Source organism: Nocardia lasii, from assembly GCF_042658545.1.
Classification (GTDB): Bacteria; Actinomycetota; Actinomycetes; order Mycobacteriales; family Mycobacteriaceae; genus Nocardia; species Nocardia lasii.
Genome location: NZ_JBHSQN010000018.1, coordinates 1 through 19,132, shown reverse-complemented (window position 1 = coordinate 19,132; position 19,132 = coordinate 1). Strand labels below are relative to the sequence as shown.

Sequence of the window (19,132 nt, the reverse complement as noted above, 5' to 3'; positions counted from 1 at the left end):
CGGTGTTACGCGCCACGTGCGACGGGGTTTCGCGCCTGGTGCGCGCTCAGGTTCGGTCGTCGAACATGTTGGGCAGCCCGCGCGCGTAGCGGTCGGTGTCGACGGCGCGCAGCGGTTCGAGTTCGGGGGTGCGGCGCAGCTGGAAGGTGCGACAGCGCGGCGCCGAGGAACCCGCCACGTCGAGCAGCGCGTTCACCGCCGCGCGGGCCGATTCGTTGGCGCCCTCCATGGTCGCCAGATCCACATCGGTCCGCACGTAATCACCGGCGAGGAAAAGGTTTTCGATCGCGCCGTGGGCATTCGGCCTGGCATCCCAGGAACCAGCGGTATTGATCAGCAGCGGGTCGGCATTGGCATTGCGCTGCCCCTGCCAGGTGATGCCCGGATCGAGGAACCACGAATGGACATCGGCGGGGCGAATCAGTTGTTCGCGGTCGTTGAGATGGGCGCTCAACTGCGCCCAGACCTCGCGGAAGATCTCCTCGTGCGTGCATTCGAGCGCGGGTTTTCCGTAGAGCACGCCGGGCGAATGCCAATCGGAGATATCGACCGAGAGGCAATCGGCCACCGAACCGTCACCGAAGGACGGCAGCTTGTGGGTCCACAATTGATTCTGGCTGATCGAGGTGAGCGACCACGGCGAATCGACATAGGCGGTGTGCCCGCGCGAAATGTGCAGTGGCGTGCGGAAATAGATCTGGATGCCGTTCATCCAGTCGACGAGGAGCCGATCCATCGCCGCCAGTTCCGGCGCCACCGCGAGCACCTGCGGCGACCACAGTTTCCGCGCCTGCTCCACCGGCAGCGCGACCACGAAGTAGTCCGCTTCCACCGTCCCGGAATTCACCCGAGCGGCCTGAATTCGCTTGTCGCGCACCACGAGTTCGGTGACGCGAGCGTCGAGTTGGAAACGCACGCCGAGACCGCGCAGGTGCGCCACCCACGGATCGATCCACGCGGTATTGGTGGTGTTGTTGAGCACGCGATCGAGGCCACCGTCATTGCCGAGGCCCAGCGGGTTGCCGAGGAATTGTTCGCCCATCGCGCCGATGGTGCGGGTGCTGGCCAGGTTCTCCTTCGCGGCGACCATGATCGAGGTGAGCGACCGGGACACCAGCGCGCGGAATTCGTGCGAACGCTCGTGCCCGCGCACGAAGTCGAACCACGAGGTGTGCTCCCACTGGCCGAACCGGCGGGCGTCGCAGCTGGTGTTGAACACCATCAGCCGGTTGGCGAAGAACATGGCCTCGGCCGGTGGCATCCGCCCGGCGGTGGTGATGGTGGCGGCCAGCGTCTCGCGGATCGAGTCGGGGGTGGCTTGGGCGGCGGTGATGCTGTCGGGCAGGGCCAGCAGGATGTCGTCGCTGTCGCGGCGGGAGAACCTGGCCTCCGGCACGGTGAGCAGGTTGTTCCATACGCCGTCGGGATTGCCGGGCACGGGGATGCGGCGCATCGTGTCGGGCAGGTTCTGATAGAAGCCGGGGAAGAAGCGGAACCCGTGCTCACCGGGCAGATCGGGGCGACCGTCGCGGCCGGTGCCGGGCACGCCGACGCTGCGCGCCTTGCCGCCCAGCGCCCGCGCCTCGTACACGGTGACCTCGAACCCGCGCTCGACCAGTTCGTGCGCGGCGCTGAGCCCGGCGACCCCGCCGCCCAGCACGGCGACCCGGCGACCGGGCGGCGCGGCGAAGCCCGGCGCTCCCGCTACGGCCCCCGCCGATAACACCCCCGCTGCGACCGTGCCGCGAAGAATCGTCCTCCGCGAGACGGGCCACCGCTGTTGCGCCATGCTCTTCAGCTGCCTTGCTCGAGTTTTGCTTGGAATTTGCTACCACTCTAGAGCGCGGCGAGGACCTGGCTATATCGACCTGTGTGCCATTCGCCCACGCTCGAAACCGACCGGTCGACCGGAAACACATCGGTCGACCGGGTCACATGCTAGCCACAGTCCCGAGGATCGCGGGGCGAAATCACGCACGCGCGGGTGCGGGAAGTGGGACCGGAATCACCTTCTCCGCCCGGCGAGCGGTGGTCGCGGCGAACGCCCCCGCGATCACGATCACCCCGCCGAGCACCGCCGCCGGCGTCGGCCGCTCGTCGAGCACCGCCCAGGCCGCGCCGATGCCGACCACCGGCACGAGCAGCGACAACGGCGCCACCGTCCCCGCCGGATAGCGGCTCATCAGGTAGGTCCACAGGCCCGAACCGCAGACGGTCGCGAGCAGGGCGATGTAGACGATCGCGCCCAGCGCGGGCAGTCCGTTCGCCGAGAACGCGGCGCCGAGCGCGCGGAATCCGGTGCCAGGCCCCTCGACAGCCATCGACAGCGCCAGCATCGGCAGCACGGGCACCACCGACATCCACAGTGTCAGGTGCATGGGGTTGTACCCGGGGGAGTCGGCGCCGGCCTGCCGGGCGCCGATATTGCCGAACGCCCAGCCGAGACCACCGGCCAGGGTGAGCAGCACCGGGAGCAGGGTGGCGTGCGCCATCCGGTCGGCGCCGATCACGACCATGCCGAGCACCGCCGCCGCCAGACCCGCGACCTGCACCGGCCGCAACCGCTCCCGCAGCAACACCGCCCCGAGCACCACCGTGAACGGGGCCGAGGACTGGAGTACCAGTGAGGCGAGACCGGTCGGCATTCCGACGCGCATGGCCGTGAACAGGAACGCGAACTGCAGGATGCCGAAGCCGGTGCCGTAGAGCAGCAGCCAGCGGGTGCGCACGGCGGGACGCGGAATGAACAGCACCACCGGGATCGCGATCACGGCGAAGCGAAGGGCGACGAAGAAGAAGGGCGGGAAGTGATCGAGGCCGATGCGGATGGCCAGGAAGTTCAGGCCCCAGAGCACGACGACGGTCAGGCCGAGCAGGCGGTCACGGGAGGTCACGGGGTAATCGTGCGGTCCGCGAACTATCAGCACAATCTAATAAAAGTGGACGGTTAACGTAGTTTTACTACATGTTCTCGATCGAGCGACTGCGGATCCTGCGCGAACTGGCCGACCGGGGCACGGTCGCCGCCGTCGCCGAGGTGCTGTCGATGACGCCCTCGGCGGTCTCGCAGCAGTTGAAGGTGCTGGCCAGGGAAGCCGGGGTGGCGCTGCTGGAACCCGACGGGCGGCGGGTGCGGCTCACCGACGCGGGGCAGGCGCTGGTGCTGCGCGCCGACGACGTGCTCGCGGCGATGGAGCGGGCGGTGGCCGAGATGGCGCACTATCGCGGGTCGCCGCGCGGGCAGGTGCGGGTGGCGCTGTTCCCGTCCGGGGCCGCGCTGCTGCTGCCGCCGGTATTGGCGGCGCTGGCGGGGAGCGGGGTCGAACTGGTGGCGGGGGATGAGGATCTGCCGCCGAGTGAGGCGTCGAAACTGTTGGCGGACTACGACATCGTGGTCACCCATCGCGATGAGCGGGCGCCCTCGTTGGCGGGGCCGCGACTGGCGGCGCGGGTATTGATGCGGGAACCGATCGATGTTGTTGTGGCGCCGGATCATTCGCTGGCCGGGCGGGAGTCGGTGCGGCCCGAGGAGCTCGCCGAGGAGAGTTGGGTGAGCGTGCGCGGTGGGTTTCCGGTCGACGACGTGCTCGAATCGATCGCGGTGATCACCGGGGTGCGGCCTCGGATCGTGCAGCGGCTCAACGAGTTTCGGGTGATCGAGACGCTGGTCGTCTCCGGGTACGGGGTGGCGCTGATGCCGAGGTACGCGGTGGCGCACCCGGATCTGTCGGTGTTGCCGTTGGCGGGGGTGCGGGCGGCTCGGGTGTACGAGATCGTCACCCGGCCACAGGCGAATCTGAGCCCGGCGATCGCGACGGTGCTCGAGGCGTTCGATGCCGCCGCTCGTGATGTCGTCGCGCGGTGAGCAACTACTCGGACCTGAGCGCGCCGTCGACGACGCGCACTGACAGGGGCGAAGTGTCCGGTCGACACTTCGCCCCGTAACTCAGTGGCTCAGAACTGGCCCGGCTGCTGGTACGGCTGACCCGGGTAGGGCTGACCGGGCTGGTACGGCTGTTGCTGCTGCTGGCTGTGGTAGCCGAAATCGTCGGCGACCATCGCGGCCAACTCCAGCAGGGCGCGCCGGGTGGGCTTGCTGACCAGCTCGAGGTCGATCTCGGCGCCCTCGGCCAGGTGATCGTCGAACGGGACGATCTGCACGGCGCGGGTGCGGTCGAGGAACAGCTTGCGCAGCTGGTCGAGGTCGACCGTGGACGCGCCACGGCGCGAGGCGTTCACGACCACGACGGTGCGCTCGACCAGCTTGCTGTAGCCGTGGTGGTCGAGCCAGTCCAGCGTCGCCGAGGCACTGCGCGCGCCGTCGATCGCGGGGGAGGTGACCAGCACCAGCGAGCTCGCCATGTCGAGCACACCGGCCATCGCCGAGTGCATCAGACCGGTGCCGCAGTCGGTGAGGATGATGTTGTAGAACGACTGCAGGATGCCGATCGCCTTGCGGTAATCGGCCTCGCTGAAGGCTTCCGAGACGGCCGGATCCTGTTCGGAGGCAAGCACTTCCAGTCGACTCGGGGCCTGCGAGGTATGCGCGCGCACATCCGAGTAGCGGGTGATGTGCTGATCCTCGAGCAGGTTGCGCACCGTGGAACGGGTCTGGCGCGGCACCCGGTGGGCCAGGGTGCCCAGGTCGGGGTTGGCGTCGATGGCGATCACGCGGTCACCACGCTGGGAGGCGAAGGTGGAACCGAGGCCGACCGTGGTGGTGGTCTTGCCGACGCCGCCCTTCAGCGACAGGATCGCGATCCGGTAATCGCCGCGCACGGGCTGATTCACCCGCTCGCCCAGATCGCGGAAGACCACGTCGGCCGCCGACTCACCGGGGTTGATCGCACCGCCGGACACCTTGTGCACGGCCTTGCGCCACCCACTGCGCGGCGACTTACGCGCCCGCTTGAGCAGATTCAGGTCGTTGACCGAATGCCCCGGCTGCGGGGTCTGCATGTGCTGGGGCTGGAACGGCTGCTGCGCGGGACCGCCGGGCCACTGCTGACCGGGCGGCGGACCCTGCGGGCCGAGCTGACCGGGGAACTGGCCCTGCTGGCCGGGGAACTGACCAGGTCCGCCGGGGAACTGACCCTGCTGGTCCGGGAACTGGCCGGGCGCACCGGGGAACTGGCCCTGCGGATCCGGGAACTGACCGGGGAACTGTCCCTGCGGATCGGGCTGCTGACCCATCCCCGGCTGCGGGTACATCGGCGGGGGCGGCGGAGCCCAGCTGTAGATGGGCTCGGACTGCGGACCCTGCTCCGGGCCGGGGAACTGCGGCTGCTCGGGACCGGGGTAGGGCTGGCCCTCGGCACCCGGATACTGCGGCGGCACACCGGGATACGGCTGCTCACCGGTGGGCGGCTGACCCAGCCACGGCTCGTTCACCGGCGGCTGTCCGCCACCGTTCTGATACGGATCCGCGCCCGGATACGGTGCCCCCGACGGGAACTGTCCGGGCGGGGCGAAACCGCCGGGCTGGTACACGGTCTGCTCGGCCGGATCGGGCCCGGTGGCCTCGGCGACCGGCTGCTCACCGGTCGCGGACTCGCCCTGCTCGGCCTGCGGTTCGACGGTCTCGGGCTCGAGGTCGTCCTCGGTCGCGGTCTGCACACCGGAGGGACCGGACGCAGCGTCGGACGTCTCGGCCGACGGGCTCTGCAGCCACGGCGGAGAGGTCGGATTATGGTCGTTATTGGTCACAGTTCCCCCACTTGCTCGCTGAACGAGCAGGAAAGCTCGGCGCTGAATGTGCACCCAAAAAGTAACACGGGGGGTGTGGACGGGTGCTGGCGCGCTGGCGACCGAGCGGGGCCGGGCACGCTGGAACGCGAGCCCGGCCCCCGGGTGAACGACCTACTGTGCGGCGCGGTTGACGGCCGAGACGACGGCGCGCAGGGAGGCGGTGGTGATGGAGGTGGCGATGCCGACGCCCCAGACGACCTTGTCGCCGATCACAACCTCCACGTAGGCGGCGGCCTGGGCGTCGTCACCCGCGGACATGGCGTGCTCGCTGTAGTCCAGCACGCGCACGTCATAGCCGACGGTGGCGATGGCGTCGACGAAGGCGGCCAGGGGGCCGTTGCCGGAACCGCTGATCTCCTGCTCGACGCCGTCGACCTTCACGGTGGCGGTGATCGTGTCGACGCCGCCGTCGGTCTCGGCGGCGGTGACCTTCTGCTTGATCCGCTCCAGCGGCAGGATCGGGTTCAGGTACTCGGTGGCGAAGACGTCCCACATCTCCTTGGGCGTCACCTCGCCGCCCTCACCGTCGGTGATCGACTGGATGGCCTGCGAGAACTCGATCTGCAGGCGGCGCGGCAGCACCAGCCCGTGATCGGTCTTCATGATGTAGGCCACACCGCCCTTGCCGGACTGCGAGTTCACCCGGATCACGGCCTCGTAGGTGCGGCCGACGTCCTTCGGGTCGATCGGCAGGTACGGGACCTCCCACACGATGTCGGCCACGTCGGCGTTCTGCGCGTCGGCGACCGCCTTCATCGCGTCCAGGCCCTTGTTGATGGCGTCCTGGTGGCTGCCGGAGAACGCGGTGTAGACCAGGTCGCCGCCGTAGGGGTGACGTTCCGCGACGGCCAGCTGGTTGCAGTACTCGACCGTGCGACGGACCTCGTCGATATCGGAGAAGTTGATCTGCGGGTCGATGCCGCGCGAGAACAGGTTCATGCCCAGGGTGACCAGGCAGACGTTGCCGGTGCGCTCGCCGTTGCCGAACAGGCAGCCCTCGATGCGATCCGCGCCGGCCTGGTAGCCCAGCTCGGCCGCGGCCACGGCGGTGCCGCGGTCGTTGTGCGGGTGCAGCGACAGCACGATCGAGTCGCGGCGGGCCAGGTTGCGGTGCATCCACTCGATCGAGTCGGCGTACACGTTCGGCGTGGCCATCTCGACGGTCGCGGGCAGGTTGATGATCAGCGGCTTGGCCGGGGTCGGCGCGATGATCTCCGAGACCGCGTCGCACACCTCACGGGCGTAGTCGAGCTCGGTGCCGGTGTAGGACTCCGGGCTGTACTCGTAGCGCCACTCGGTGTCGGGGTAGCGCTGCTCGATCTCCAGGCACAGCTTCGCGGCGTCGGTGGCGATCTTCTTCACCGCGTCGCGCTCGGCGCGGAACACCACGCGACGCTGCAGGATCGAGGTGGAGTTGTAGAAGTGCACGATCACGTTCGGGGCGCCGTTGCACGCCTCGAAGGTGCGCTCGATCAGCTCGGGGCGGCACTGGGTGAGCACCTGGATGGTGACGTCGTCGGGGACCGCGCCGTCTTCGATGATCTCGCGCACGAAATCGAAGTCGGTCTGGCTCGCGGCCGGGAACCCGACCTCGATCTCCTTGTACCCCATGCGCACCAGCAGGTCGAACATGCGGCGCTTGCGGGCGGGGCTCATCGGGTCGATCAGCGCCTGGTTGCCGTCGCGCAGGTCGACGGCGCACCACGCGGGGGCGCGATCGATGATCTTGTCCGGCCAGGTGCGGTCGGGCACCGTGATCGGCTCGACCTCTTCGGCGAAGGGTCGATACCGGAAGGCGGGCATCGACGAGTTCTTCTGGTGGTTCCAGGCGGGCTGGTCGCTCGGGGCGGGTTTACCGGGGGCCGAGATGGTGCGCGAAGCAGATACGAATGCGTCAGCCGAGGACATGCGAGTTTCTCCGTGGGTGTGGTGGATTCCCTGAATGGGAGCGGGTCGACCGGCGCGTTGGAACCCCGCGACGGGAGCCGGTCCGTATCAGGACCCGTCGCGGCGGCCGAGAAGAAGTGCCCGCTGCAGCATGATCCTTCGAGCTTACCGCGTGCCGACCCCCGCTCGTCAGCGGCCTGGAAAATGCGCAGTACGGTTTCCTCGTCCCGCACGAAGGAATTTCCATGACGTGGTTGCAGCAGGTTGTCGTCTTCGCGGCGGGTATCGCCGCGGGTGGCATCAATACGATTGTCGGTTCGGGCACGCTCATCACGTTTCCCGCGCTGCTGGCCTTCGGGTTGCCGCCGGTGACCGCGAACGTGTCGAACACGATCGGGCTGGTTCCCGGCTCGGTCAGCGGGGTGATCGGGTACCGGCGCGAGCTGGCGGGCCAGCGCTCGCGGCTGCTGCAATTGGGCACGGCCTCGCTGCTCGGCGGCATCACCGGCGCGATCCTGCTGCTCACGATGCCCGCGCAGGCGTTCAAGGCGATCGTGCCGGTGCTGATCATCGCGGCGTTGATCCTGGTGGTGGTCCAACCCCGGCTGGCGGCGTGGGTGAAGGCGCGCCGCGAGGGCGGGGAATCGGCCGGTCCGGTGCACGGCGGCCCGATCCTGCTGGTCGCGGTGTTCGCCACCGGCATCTACGGCGGTTACTTCGGCGCGGCGCAGGGGGTGCTGCTGCTCGGGCTGCTCGGGGTGTTCGTGCACGAGGACATCCAGCGCCTCAACGGCGTGAAGAACGTGCTGGCGTTGATCGTCAACGCGGTGTCGGCGGTGATCTTCATCGTGGTGGCCGAGGTGAACTGGCAGGCGGTGGCGTTGATCGCCGTCGGGTCGATCATCGGCGGGCAGCTGGGGGCGAAGGTGGGGCGCAAGTTGTCGCCGAACGTGCTGCGCGGGGTGATCGTGGTGGTCGGAACCATCGCCGTCATCCGGCTGGTGAGCTGAGTTCGAGTGGCATAAACGTGCAGAGATTCGCTGATCGGGCCGATTTTCGGGGTCGGGGGCGTGCGGCTGCACGAAAATGCCACCACCGGGGGGTCGCCGGGCGCGCGCGGACCGGTTGTGACAGTTCCCAACGGCGACCGGTAGCGGGGGTCGTTTCGTAGTTACGGGGTATTCTTCGCGTCGGCCATGCGTGATGAGGGAGGTGGCCTGGTGCGCAGACGTGCCCTTTTCAAGGCGGCGGGACTGGCGGGTGTCGCCGGTGCCGTGGGAACCGGGCTGACCGGCGCGCCGAGCTGGGCGGATCCGCGCGAGGCCATGTTCCGCACCTGGGTGCCCGAGATCTTCGAGCCGATCCCGGACGCGCCGGAGCACTCGCCCGCGATCGTGATCGGTTCCGGCTTCGGGGCGGCGGTGACAGCACTGCGGTTGGCGGAGGCGGGGATCGCCAACACCGTGCTCGAACGCGGGTCGCGCTGGCCCAACGACCCGTGGCGCGAGATCTTCACCGGCGACGACCTACCTGACGGTCGCGGCTTCTGGCATCGCACGAGCTTCACCGGCGTCACCAAGGTCCCGATGAGTTTCGGCTCGTTCGGCGGCGTGCTGGATGTGACCGAGTATTCCGGGATCGACGTGTGGCGGGCCGCGGCGGTCGGCGGCGGGTCGGTGATCTTCACCGGGGCGATGGTGGCCCCCGAACGCGCGCTGTTCGACCATGTCTTCGGCGGCGTCGTCGACTTCGGCGAGCTCGACCGCGTCTACTTCCCGCGCGTGCGCCAGATGCTGCGCCTGGACACCATGCCCGCCGACATCTACCACTCCGCGCCCTTCGCGCACTCCCGCGCCTGGGACGACCAGGTCCGCGCGGCCGGCTACCAGCCGCTGGCCAACGATTCGATCTTCACCTGGGACATCCTGCGCGGCGAACTCGCGGGCACCTCGCGCGCCTCGGCCACCGCGGCCCGCTCCAACCTCGGCAACTCCAACGGCGCCAAGTTCGACCTCAACCAGAACTACCTGCGCTACGCCGCCGACACCGGCAGATCCCGGGTCTACCCCGGCCACCGGGTCGATTCGATCGCCCAGGACGGCACCGGCAAGTACGTGGTCGCGGTGACCAAACTCGACCCCACCGGCCAGGTCCTCGGCACCCGCACCCTGACCTGCGACAAGCTGTTCCTCGGTGCCGGCTCGGTCGGCACCTCCGAGCTGCTGGTCCGCGCCCGAGCCACCGGCGCGCTGCCACACCTCAACGAGCACATCGGCGACGGTTTCGGCACCAACGGTGACGTGGTGCTGGCCCGCGGCGCGAGCTCGCTGTCCGGTTCCGGCCAGGGCGTGCCCAGCGCGAGCCGGATCCATGACGCGTCCGACGTGCCGCTCACCCTCGAGAACTGGTACATCCCCGGCATCCCCTTCGAGACCGGCGCGCTGGCCTCACTCGGCATGGTCCTCGACCCCGCCCGCGCCCGCTTCGGCTACCACCCGGCCACGGGCGGAGTCGGCCTGAACTGGTCGGCGAGCGCCCAGGACAACGTGGTGCGCGCGGCCCGCGCGATCGACCGCAAGATCGCCGACCGGGCGGGCGCGATCGCCGAATACGGCGCGCTCGGCTACGACGCCAACGCCGCCTTCACCGCCCACCCGCTCGGCGGCGCGGTCCTCGGCAAGGCCACCGACGCCTACGGCCGCGTCCACGGTCACCCCGGCCTCTACGTGATGGACGGCGCCGCCATTCCCGGCAGCACCGCCACCGTCAACCCCTCGCTCACCATCACCGCGCTGGCCGAGCGCAATATCGAAGCCATCCTGCGCGGCTGACACCGACGCCGACGCCGCGACTTGCCCTCGCGGCGCCGGATGACCAATTAGCGTGGGAGCTCGGGCCCGAACCCGCGGACCCCGCCGCCAGAAACACAGGAGCGCCACTTGGCTTCACCGGGGATCGAACGGGTCGAGGCGCTGCCGGACGTGCGCTCCAAGACGCCGACCCTGCGCACCGACCTCGTCATGCTGGTCCTGGCCATCATCTCGGTGGTGCTGGTCGTGTGGATCACGTTCTTCGACGTCAGCGGGTCGACCTATCACACGATCGTCATCGTCGACACCTCGATCTGCGCGGTCTTCCTCGTCGAGTTCCTGTGGCGGTGGCGCCGCGCGGGCTGGCCGTGGTCGTTCCCGTTCATCTACTGGTACGAGGTCCTCGGCATGATCCCGGTGACCAGCCCGCTGTTCCGCGGGTTCCGACTGTTCCGGATCGTGGTGATCCTGATCCGGCTCGGCCGCGTCGCCGACCGGGCGCTGGGGGAGCGGGTCACCGCGACGATCGTGAACCGCTTCGTCAGCACCATCGTCGACACGATCAAGCGGCCGATGACCATCGCCATCCTGGACGAGGTCTCCAACGTGCTGCGCGCGGGCCACTACACCCAGAACATCGCCGCGGCGCTCGAGGAGAACCACGCCGAGGTCGACCAGCTGATCATGGACCTGATCAAGAACGACCCGCAGACCGGCAAGCTGCGCTACGTCCCGTTCCACGACGACATCATCCGACTCGTCGCCGACACGGTGTACCGCATGCTGCGCCAACTCCTCGACGACCCGCGCACCGACGAACTCGTCGCCGACATGCTGCGCGAGAACCTCGACCAGATCAACGACGCCGTGCGCGCGGGCGTGCGGGTGCCGCCGTCACATCGCGGCGCGACCCCGGCCGAGCACGGCGTGCGCCACCACATCAGCCAGGTCAAACGCCCCTAGCCGACGGCGTAGCCCTCGATCTCGGGGAACCGCTCGGCGAAGTCGATGAAGTTCGAGACCGCCTCGTCATGCAGTTTGCGCAGGCTGCGGTTGAACAGCATGCCCGGAATGGGCAGCGGCAGTGAGACTTCCACGTGGTAGTCGACCTCGGTGCCCTCGGGGCTCTCGACCAGGTCGATCCAGCCGCCGCCCTTGGACCCGCGACTGCTGTCGACCACGGTCCAACTCACCCGGTTGTGCTCCCAGGTGTACTCGAGCACCTGGATATCGGAGTTGCCGAGGAAGTGGGCGGTGACGAATACCCGGCGCGGTCGGCGGTCGGCGTCGCGCGGACCCACCCGAACGTCGCTGTAGGAGGTCGACCACTCCGCCATCAGGTCGACGGCGAGCAACGCGTCCATCACCTGATCGACGTCGGCGTCAACGGTGAATCGGATGTCGATCTTCGAGCGCATCTGTGTCTATCCTCCGAACCCGCCAGCTATCGCGCCCGATTGTGCACAGTAGTGCCAGTGATCGTCAACACGTCTACGGTCTGGTCAAATGACCGGGTCAGCCGCATATCACTCGCGCGACGGCCGTTTCGATCAGGGTCATGCTCTGCTCTTCGGTGAAAATGCCGGGGAGCGTGAGGTGTTCGAGGATGAGCCAGTTCAGCGCGAGGTAGAGCAGCAGTACCGACTCCGCGTCGCCGGGCTGTCCCGACTCGAGATGGTTGCGCACGTTGAAGTCGATGTCGGCGCGCACCCGCTCGGTGAGGACCGCGCGTAGTTCGGGCCGCCGGGTGGCCTCGAGGCGCAGTTCGAGCAGGGCCAGATAGGCCGTGCGATGCGATTCGATCCGGCCGACCACCTCCTTCATCAGCGCGGTGATGTTCTCGACGGTCTTTGGCCCGTCGGTGACCTGCGCCATCGTCTCCTCGCTGGGCTGGACCACCTCGTAGAAGCGCGATCCGGCCTGGGTGAGCAGTTCGTCGCGGTTGGTGAAGTAGTTCGAGGCGGTGCCTGCGGGCACGCCTGCCTGTTTGTCCACCGCGCGGAAGGTGAGTCCGCGCGCGCCCTGCTCGGCGAGGACCTCGATGGCCGCGTCGAGCAGGGTCTGTCGTCGTTCGGGGTTGGTCCGCACTTGACACCACTCCATCTGTAGTACTACTTTCAAACCACTACGAACACAGTACAACAACTGAGGCGGTAACCATGCGAAAGCTCGTCTACTACATCGGTGTCTCCCTCGACGGCTACATCGCAGGTCCCGGCGGTGAATACGACTTCTATCCCACCCCGCCGGAATACGTCGAGTGGATGACGCGGGAATTCCCCGACGGCATGCCGACCCACCTGCGTCCCCATGTCGGCATGGATCCCGAGCTGCCCGCCCAGGACTGGGACACCGTGCTGATGGGTCGCGGCACCTACATCCTCCCGGGCGAACACGTCGAGAGCCCGTTCCAACACCTGAAGCAGTACGTCATCTCGTCCTCGCTCGACCAGGCCGAACACCCCGGCGTCGAGATCTTCGCCGGCGATCCGGTCGAGCTGGTGCGCGAGCTCGAGCAGCGGGACGGCAAGGACATCTGGCTGTGCGGCGGCGGGAACCTGGCCGGACAGCTCATCGACGAGATCGACACGATGATCCTCAAGACCTATCCGGTCATCGCGGGCGACGGCGTCTCGGTCTTCAGCGGCGTCTTCAAACCGACAAACTTCACCCCCGTGCGCCGCAAGGAATTCGACAACGGCGCGCAGGTCACCTGGTTCGACCGGGCCTGAAACCGGCGGCCACGCGCAGGTGACGAGCCCGTGTCGTTTCCGCAGGCAGGGGAGGTAGCAGCGAAACCGGTGGCCGGGGGCCGGTACTCTAGGGCGCTGATACCTGTACTGACACCTCGATCGTGAAGGACCTGCTGTGGCTCTCGTAGTTCAGAAGTACGGAGGATCCTCGGTGGCCACCGCCGAGCGGATCCGGCGCGTCGCTGAACGGATCGTGGAGACCAAGAAGCAGGGGCACGACGTGGTCGTCGTGTGCTCGGCCATGGGCGACACGACCGACGAGCTGCTCGATCTCGCCGAGCAGGTGGCCCCGGCGCCACCGGCTCGCGAGATGGACATGCTGCTCACCTCCGGCGAGCGCATCTCGAATGCGTTGGTGGCCATGGCCATTCACACCCTCGGCGCCGAGGCTCGCTCGTTCACCGGTTCGCAGGCAGGCGTGATCACCACCGGCGCGCACGGCAACGCCAAGATCATCGACGTGACCCCGGGCCGTCTGCAGGAGGCCCTGGCCGAGGGCCAGATCGTGCTGGTGGCCGGCTTCCAGGGCGTGAGCCAGGACAGCAAGGACGTCACCACGCTGGGTCGCGGCGGTTCCGACACCACCGCCGTCGCCCTGGCCGCGGCGCTGAAGGCCGACGTCTGCGAGATCTACACCGACGTCGACGGCATCTTCTCCGCCGACCCGCGCATCGTCCCCGACGCCCAGAAACTCGACAACATCTCCTACGAGGAAATGCTCGAGATGGCGGCCTGCGGGTCGAAGGTGCTCATGCTGCGCTGCGTCGAATACGCGCGCCGCTACAACGTTCCCGTTCATGTTCGGTCGTCCTACACCGACAAGATCGGCACCACTGTTTTCGGATCGATGGAGGACATTCCCGTGGAGCAGGCAATCCTGACCGGCGTCGCGCACGACCGCAGCGAAGCCAAGGTGACCGTCGTGGCGCTGCCCGACGAGCCCGGCTACGCCGCCAAGGTGTTCCGCGCGGTCGCCGACGCCGAGATCAACATCGACATGGTGCTGCAGAACATCTCCAAGGTCGACACGGGCAAGACCGACATCACCTTCACCTGCCCCAAGACCGACCTGGTTCGCGCGGTGCAGAAGCTCACCGAGCGTCAGGCCGAGATCGGCTTCGCCGAGATCCTGTCCGACGACCACATCGGCAAGGTCTCGCTGGTCGGCGCGGGCATGAAGTCGCACCCCGGCGTCACCGCCACCTTCTGTGAGGCGCTGGCCAACGCGGGCGTCAACATCGACCTGATCTCCACCTCGGAGATCAGGATCTCGGTGCTGGTGCGCGACACGGAACTGGATGAGGCCGTGCAGGTGTTGCACAAGGCATTCGATCTCGGCGGCGACGAGGCCGCCGTCGTCCACGGCGGAACGGGGCGTTAAGCAATGGGTGTACGTGTAGGAGTCGTCGGCGCGACCGGTCAGGTCGGCGCCGTCATGCGCAAGCTGCTCGAAGAGCGCAATTTCCCGGCCGACGAGGTGCGTTTCTTCGCCTCGGCGCGTTCGGCGGGCAAGACCCTGCCGTGGCGCGGCGGCGAGATCGTGGTCGAGGACACCGAGACCGCCGACCCGTCCGGCCTGGACATCGCGCTGTTCTCCGCCGGTGCCACCATGTCGCGCGTGCAGGCCCCGCGCTTCGCCGCGGCGGGCGTGACCGTGATCGACAACTCCTCGGCGTGGCGCAAGGATCCCGATGTGCCGCTGGTGGTTTCGGAGGTCAACCCCGAGGCGACCCGCAACCTGCCCAAGGGCATCATCGCCAACCCGAACTGCACCACCATGGCCGCGATGCCGGTGCTCAAGCCGCTGCACGACGTGGCCGGCTTGCAGCGGCTGATCGTGTCCTCCTACCAGGCGGTCTCGGGTTCGGGGCTGGCCGGTGTCGAGGAGCTCGCCTCGCAGATCCGCGCGGTGAGCGCCGACGCCGAGCAGCTGGTGCACGACGGTTCGGCCGTGGATTTCCCCGCCCCGAACAAGTACGTGGCGCCGATCGGTTTCAACGTGATCCCGCTGGCCGGTGCGCTGGTCGACGACGGTTCGTTCGAGACCGACGAGGACCAGAAGCTGCGCAACGAGAGCCGCAAGATCCTCGGCCTGCCCGACCTGCTGGTGAGCGGCACCTGCGTGCGCGTTCCGGTGTTCACCGGGCACTCGCTGTCGATCAATGCCGAGTTCGCGGAACCGATTTCGGTGCAGCGGGCGCAGGAACTGCTGGCCAAAGCGCCGGGCGTGCGCCTGGTCGACGTGCCGACCCCGCTGGCCGCCGCCGGTCAGGACGACTCGCTGGTCGGGCGCATCCGTCAGGATCCGGGTGTGCCGAGCGGTCGCGGTCTCGCGCTGTTCATCTCGGGTGACAACCTGCGAAAGGGTGCCGCGCTCAACACGATTCAGATCGCGGAAGTTCTGCTGAACAACCGCTGAGTGTTCTCGACGCGGAGACCGGGCCCGAGGGTCCGGTCTCCGCGTCGTTTCGCCCGGAAATCCGTTCGCCGACCCGGGGCCCGGCTGTTAGTTTGGCGCGATGGCGCAACCGCATCCGCACGTTTTCCTCGGTGATCGACTCGTCCCCGCTGCCCAGGCCACCCTCGGCATCGCCTCCTCGGCGGTGCTCTACGGGCTGAGCGTGTACACGGTGTTCCCGGTGCTTGTCGCCGACGGTGCGCGCAGCGCCTTCCGGTTGACCGACCACTTCCAGCGGCTCGCGGAGTCGTGCAAGATCATCGGAATCGACCGGTTCGCGGCCGAGTGGGATTTCGCTCGGTTCCACGCCACGGTGGTCGAGCTGCTCGCGGCCAACGAACCTGCCGAGGATGTGTTCGTGCGCGTGAGTGTGCATGTGGTGGAATCGATCCCGGGCACACGGGTGCGCGGCTGCGCGATTCAGGTGAGCATGTTCGTCTACGACGCCGTGCCGATCGTGCCCCAGGACGGGATGCGGTTGAAGTCGAGCCCGTGGCGTCGGATCCCCGACAACGCGATTCCCTCGCGCGCGAAAGTCAATGGCGCGTACGTGAATTCGGTGCTGGCCAAGCAGGACGCCATCGACAGCGGCTACGACGACTGCATCTTCCTCGACGGCAACGGCCACGTCTGCGAACTGTCCGCGGCCAATATCTTCCTCGTGCGGGGCGGCACCCTGATCACGCCCGATGTCTCCTGCGACATCCTCGACGGCATCAACCGCCGCACAGTCCTGACCCTCGCCCGCGAGGAGGGTATTCCGGTGCAGGAGCGCACCGTCGACCTCACCGAGCTCTACATCGCCGACGAGGTCTTCGTCACCGGGACCTCGGCCGGGGCCGCGCCGGTGTTCGAGGTCGACGGCCGCGTCATCGGCACGGGCGAACTGGGGCCGATCACCGCGAGCCTGCGCAAGGGACACGCCGCCGCTCTGCGCGGTGAGACGCCCCACGGCTGGGTTACTCCGCTGGCACAGTAGTCGTCGCCCGACGAATCGACCCGGCGACCGGCAGGTCAGCGGATCGCCGGGGTGCGTGGGTCGTTGCCGAGGCAGACCAGAATCGCGCAACCGGGTGGGATGCTCGAAAACGGTGCCGCGAGAGGCTGATTGAGGCAGTTGAACACCGTGCAGCCGGGATAGGCCCCCGGCCCGATGCCGAAGACGGCGAGCAGGATATTGGCGTCGACCAGCTTGCTCGCCTCGAACTGCAGCGGCGGCTCCACATAGGGCTGCGCGGTGGGCACCGGGGTATCGGTGAACGCGGCGAACAGGCGGCGGAAGAACTCGTGCGGCAGCTCCTCCGGATGGGCGAGGATGCCGGTCGGACCGTAGGCGCTGACATTGCCGAAGGTGCCCGTCCACATGACCATCAGGTCCAGGCTCGGGATGAAGAAGACGTTCTGCAGGGCCAGCCCGGACATGAAGAAGGTGTCGGCGGGCAGGAACTTCGGCGACTCCGCGCACCCCGGCCCGATCCAGAACAGGTACCCGTAGCAGCTGTTCTGCGGTGACGGGGTGCGGGCCTGGCGCAGGTATTCCGCCGACAGCACCCGGCGCGCACCCCAGCGGCCGTCGTTCGCGACGAGCAGGCCGAGCTTGGCGAGATTGTCCGGCGGCATCATCAGGTGGGCGTAGCCGTAGGTGTGGCCGGAGCGGTCGCGCGCCCAGTAGTAGTCGGCGCGGGCGATGCCGAGCGGGTCGAACAGCTCGCGCTGCGCGAAGTCCTGCAGCGGCTCGCCGACCGCCAATTCGATGACGTAGGAGAGCAGGTCGACATTGCGCTGGCTGTAGCTGAACGTGGTCCCCGGCGGATTGCTGAGTTCCACGGCCAGCGCCTGCACCGCGCTGTTGGGGTCCACCGGGATCACCGCTGTGATGCCCTCGGTGAGCACCCCGACCTTCATCCCCGAGGTCTCGGTGAGCAGGTGTTCGACCGTGATCGACCGGTGTAGCGCGTCGCCCAGACCCGGCGGCAGGTAGCGGTCGATCGGCGCGGAGATATCGAGTTTGCCCTGATCGGAAGCGATTCCGGCCAGCATCGACACCACCGACTTGGTGACGCTCCAGATATTCCACGCCACACTGCCGGTCTCGTGATTGCGCAAGCCCTCGCCGACCAGGCAGTTGTGCCGGAACACCTGCACATTGAGTCGATTGCGGGTCGTCGCGAACTGCAGTGCGGCGGTGAGTTTCGCGGAATCGAGACCGACTTGTTCCGGCGTGGCCCGCTCTAGGTCGCGCCCGGAGGTCACCTCGCACCTGGTGTCGGGCGTGGCGGCCGCCGGCGCGACGACCGGGCTCACCGAGACCAGCACTGCCGCGATCACGCCCGCGAAAACGCCCATGATCTGCCGCATGCGGGCGAGACTAGCCCGCCGCACCCACCGTAACCCGTATAGCGTGGCCGCCGAATCCCCTAATCGCGAGGATATTCACGCTCCCGCAACACGCGAATCCCGTACACCGCCGCCCCCACCGCGAACACCCCGAGCCCCGCCAGCACCGACCCGATCGGCAACGCGAACCCGACCACCACGCACCCCACCGCGCCGACCACCGGAATCCACCGCCGCGGTCGACCTTCCGCGACGGTCAACGTGGCCGCCGACAGATTCGCGACCAGGTAGTAGGCCAGCACCGCGAACGACGAGAACCCGATCGCCGCCCGCAGATCCACCGTCGCCGCCAACACCGCGACCACCACCCCGACCGCCACCTCGGCCCGATGCGGCACCGCGAACCGCGGATGCACCGCGGCCAGCCCGCGCGGCAGATGCCCGTCGCGCGCCATCGCCAACACCGTGCGCGAGACTCCCAGAATCAACGCCAACAACGCCCCGGCCGCCGCGAGTACCGCCCCGGCCCGCACCACCGGCGCCAACCACCCGGCCCCCGCCGCCTCGACGACCTGAACCAGCGGATCCCGCGCCGCCGCCAACCCACCCGATCCCAAGGTCAGCAGCGCCGCCACCGACACCAGCGCGTACACCGTCAACGCCACCGCCAACGCGATCATGATCGCCCGCGGCACGGTCCGCGCCGGATCACGCACCTCCTCGCCGAGCGTGGCGATCCGCGCGTACCCCGCGAACGCGAAGAACAACAACCCCGCCGCCTGCAACACCCCATACGGCCCCACCTCGCCCACGAGAACCGTTGCCCCCGAATGATTCCCACCGACCCCGACCACGACAACCGCCCCCAGCACCGCCAGCACCGCCGCCACGATCACCCGCGACGCCACCGCCGACTTCTGCACCCCCACATAGTTGACCCCCGTCACCGCGATCACCACCCCCACCGCCACCACCCGAGCCTGCTCCGGCCACGCGTAACTCCCCACCGTCAACGCCATCGCCGCACACGACGCCGTCTTCCCCACCACGAACCCCCACCCCGCCAAATACCCCCACACCGCCCCCAACCGCTCCCGCCCGTACACATACGTCCCGCCCGACACCGGATACACCGCCGC

Annotated in this window: 16 protein-coding genes; 8 read left to right on the top strand and 8 right to left on the bottom strand. The window is 68.4% G+C overall.

Features of this window, described 5'->3' with window-relative positions; genetic code table 11:
* Window positions 1–46: 46 nt before the first annotated feature.
* Entirely contained in the window at window positions 47–1,789 is a 1,743-nt protein-coding gene (locus ACFP3H_RS26215; protein WP_378609948.1) for a hydroxysqualene dehydroxylase, read from the bottom strand.
* Between the two features lie 181 nt (window positions 1,790–1,970).
* On the bottom strand, window positions 1,971–2,894 hold the full coding sequence (locus ACFP3H_RS26210; protein WP_378609946.1) for an EamA family transporter: 924 nt from the start codon (window positions 2,892–2,894) through the stop codon (window positions 1,971–1,973).
* Window positions 2,895–2,965: 71 nt separating this feature from the next.
* Between ACFP3H_RS26210 and ACFP3H_RS26205 the strand changes: the two genes are divergently transcribed.
* Complete coding sequence (locus ACFP3H_RS26205; protein WP_378609945.1) at window positions 2,966–3,865, top strand: LysR family transcriptional regulator; 900 nt, start codon at window positions 2,966–2,968, stop codon at window positions 3,863–3,865.
* An 89-nt stretch (window positions 3,866–3,954) separates the two neighbouring features.
* Here the strand turns inward: ACFP3H_RS26205 and ACFP3H_RS26200 are convergent, their stop codons facing one another.
* Together ACFP3H_RS26200 and leuA are read right to left on the bottom strand one after the other, a co-directional pair.
* Window positions 3,955–5,490: a nucleotide-binding protein gene (locus ACFP3H_RS26200; RefSeq protein WP_417629272.1), complete on the bottom strand. Its 1,536-nt coding sequence runs from the start codon at window positions 5,488–5,490 to the stop codon at window positions 3,955–3,957.
* A 369-nt stretch (window positions 5,491–5,859) separates the two neighbouring features.
* Window positions 5,860–7,656 (bottom strand): 2-isopropylmalate synthase, encoded by a 1,797-nt coding sequence (leuA, locus tag ACFP3H_RS26195; protein WP_378609942.1) that lies wholly within the window; start codon window positions 7,654–7,656, stop codon window positions 5,860–5,862.
* Window positions 7,657–7,880: 224 nt separating this feature from the next.
* Here leuA and ACFP3H_RS26190 point away from each other — a divergent pair, with 224 nt between their 5' ends.
* The 3 genes from ACFP3H_RS26190 (at window position 7,881) to ACFP3H_RS26180 (ending at window position 11,408) form a co-directional block, all read left to right on the top strand.
* The gene (locus ACFP3H_RS26190; protein ID WP_378609941.1) at window positions 7,881–8,645 is read left to right on the top strand and encodes a sulfite exporter TauE/SafE family protein; all 765 of its coding nucleotides are present in this window, start codon (window positions 7,881–7,883) and stop codon (window positions 8,643–8,645) included.
* Between the two features lie 210 nt (window positions 8,646–8,855).
* Window positions 8,856–10,466, top strand: coding sequence for a GMC oxidoreductase (locus ACFP3H_RS26185; protein WP_378609940.1), 1,611 nt, complete (start codon window positions 8,856–8,858; stop codon window positions 10,464–10,466).
* A gap of 108 nt (window positions 10,467–10,574) precedes the next feature.
* On the top strand, window positions 10,575–11,408 hold the full coding sequence (locus ACFP3H_RS26180; protein ID WP_378609939.1) for an ion transporter: 834 nt from the start codon (window positions 10,575–10,577) through the stop codon (window positions 11,406–11,408).
* Here ACFP3H_RS26180 and ACFP3H_RS26175 read toward each other — a convergent pair.
* Together ACFP3H_RS26175 and ACFP3H_RS26170 are read right to left on the bottom strand one after the other, a co-directional pair.
* Window positions 11,405–11,863: an SRPBCC family protein gene (locus ACFP3H_RS26175; protein ID WP_378609938.1), complete on the bottom strand. Its 459-nt coding sequence runs from the start codon at window positions 11,861–11,863 to the stop codon at window positions 11,405–11,407. The two genes, ACFP3H_RS26180 and ACFP3H_RS26175, sit on opposite strands and share 4 nt — an antisense overlap.
* 97 nt (window positions 11,864–11,960) lie before the next feature.
* Entirely contained in the window at window positions 11,961–12,533 is a 573-nt protein-coding gene (locus ACFP3H_RS26170; RefSeq protein ID WP_378609937.1) for a TetR/AcrR family transcriptional regulator, read from the bottom strand.
* Window positions 12,534–12,604: 71 nt separating this feature from the next.
* On the opposite strand from ACFP3H_RS26170, the gene ACFP3H_RS26165 reads away from it, so the two are divergent.
* The 4 genes from ACFP3H_RS26165 (at window position 12,605) to ACFP3H_RS26150 (ending at window position 16,635) form a co-directional block, all read left to right on the top strand.
* Window positions 12,605–13,177: a dihydrofolate reductase family protein gene (locus ACFP3H_RS26165; RefSeq protein WP_378609936.1), complete on the top strand. Its 573-nt coding sequence runs from the start codon at window positions 12,605–12,607 to the stop codon at window positions 13,175–13,177.
* A gap of 136 nt (window positions 13,178–13,313) precedes the next feature.
* Entirely contained in the window at window positions 13,314–14,579 is a 1,266-nt protein-coding gene (locus tag ACFP3H_RS26160; protein ID WP_378609935.1) for an aspartate kinase, read from the top strand.
* Window positions 14,580–14,582: 3 nt separating this feature from the next.
* Complete coding sequence (locus ACFP3H_RS26155; RefSeq protein WP_378609934.1) at window positions 14,583–15,617, top strand: aspartate-semialdehyde dehydrogenase; 1,035 nt, start codon at window positions 14,583–14,585, stop codon at window positions 15,615–15,617.
* Between the two features lie 100 nt (window positions 15,618–15,717).
* Window positions 15,718–16,635, top strand: a complete 918-nt coding sequence (locus ACFP3H_RS26150; RefSeq protein ID WP_378609933.1) for an aminotransferase class IV — start codon at window positions 15,718–15,720, stop codon at window positions 16,633–16,635.
* 35 nt (window positions 16,636–16,670) lie between these two features.
* Here ACFP3H_RS26150 and ACFP3H_RS26145 read toward each other — a convergent pair whose 3' ends face one another.
* Window positions 16,671–18,014, bottom strand: a complete 1,344-nt coding sequence (locus tag ACFP3H_RS26145; protein WP_378609932.1) for a serine hydrolase domain-containing protein — start codon at window positions 18,012–18,014, stop codon at window positions 16,671–16,673.
* 59 nt (window positions 18,015–18,073) lie between these two features.
* On the bottom strand, window positions 18,074–19,132 hold a 1,059-nt coding region (locus tag ACFP3H_RS26140; protein WP_378609931.1), incomplete at its 5' end, for an APC family permease.

Excerpts from the sequence above, each read along its gene's own strand:
- ACFP3H_RS26190 (WP_378609941.1), top strand. The coding sequence starts at position 7,881 with ATGACGTGGTTGCAGCAGGTTGTCGTCTTCGCGGCGGGTATCGCCGCG.
- ACFP3H_RS26145 (WP_378609932.1), bottom strand. The coding sequence starts at position 18,014 with ATGCGGCAGATCATGGGCGTTTTCGCGGGCGTGATCGCGGCAGTGCTG.
- ACFP3H_RS26215 (WP_378609948.1), bottom strand. The coding sequence starts at position 1,789 with ATGGCGCAACAGCGGTGGCCCGTCTCGCGGAGGACGATTCTTCGCGGC.
- ACFP3H_RS26155 (WP_378609934.1), top strand. The coding sequence starts at position 14,583 with ATGGGTGTACGTGTAGGAGTCGTCGGCGCGACCGGTCAGGTCGGCGCC.
- ACFP3H_RS26205 (WP_378609945.1), top strand. The coding sequence starts at position 2,966 with ATGTTCTCGATCGAGCGACTGCGGATCCTGCGCGAACTGGCCGACCGG.
- ACFP3H_RS26165 (WP_378609936.1), top strand. The coding sequence starts at position 12,605 with ATGCGAAAGCTCGTCTACTACATCGGTGTCTCCCTCGACGGCTACATC.
- ACFP3H_RS26150 (WP_378609933.1), top strand. The coding sequence starts at position 15,718 with ATGGCGCAACCGCATCCGCACGTTTTCCTCGGTGATCGACTCGTCCCC.
- ACFP3H_RS26175 (WP_378609938.1), bottom strand. The coding sequence starts at position 11,863 with ATGCGCTCGAAGATCGACATCCGATTCACCGTTGACGCCGACGTCGAT.
- leuA (WP_378609942.1), bottom strand. The coding sequence starts at position 7,656 with ATGTCCTCGGCTGACGCATTCGTATCTGCTTCGCGCACCATCTCGGCC.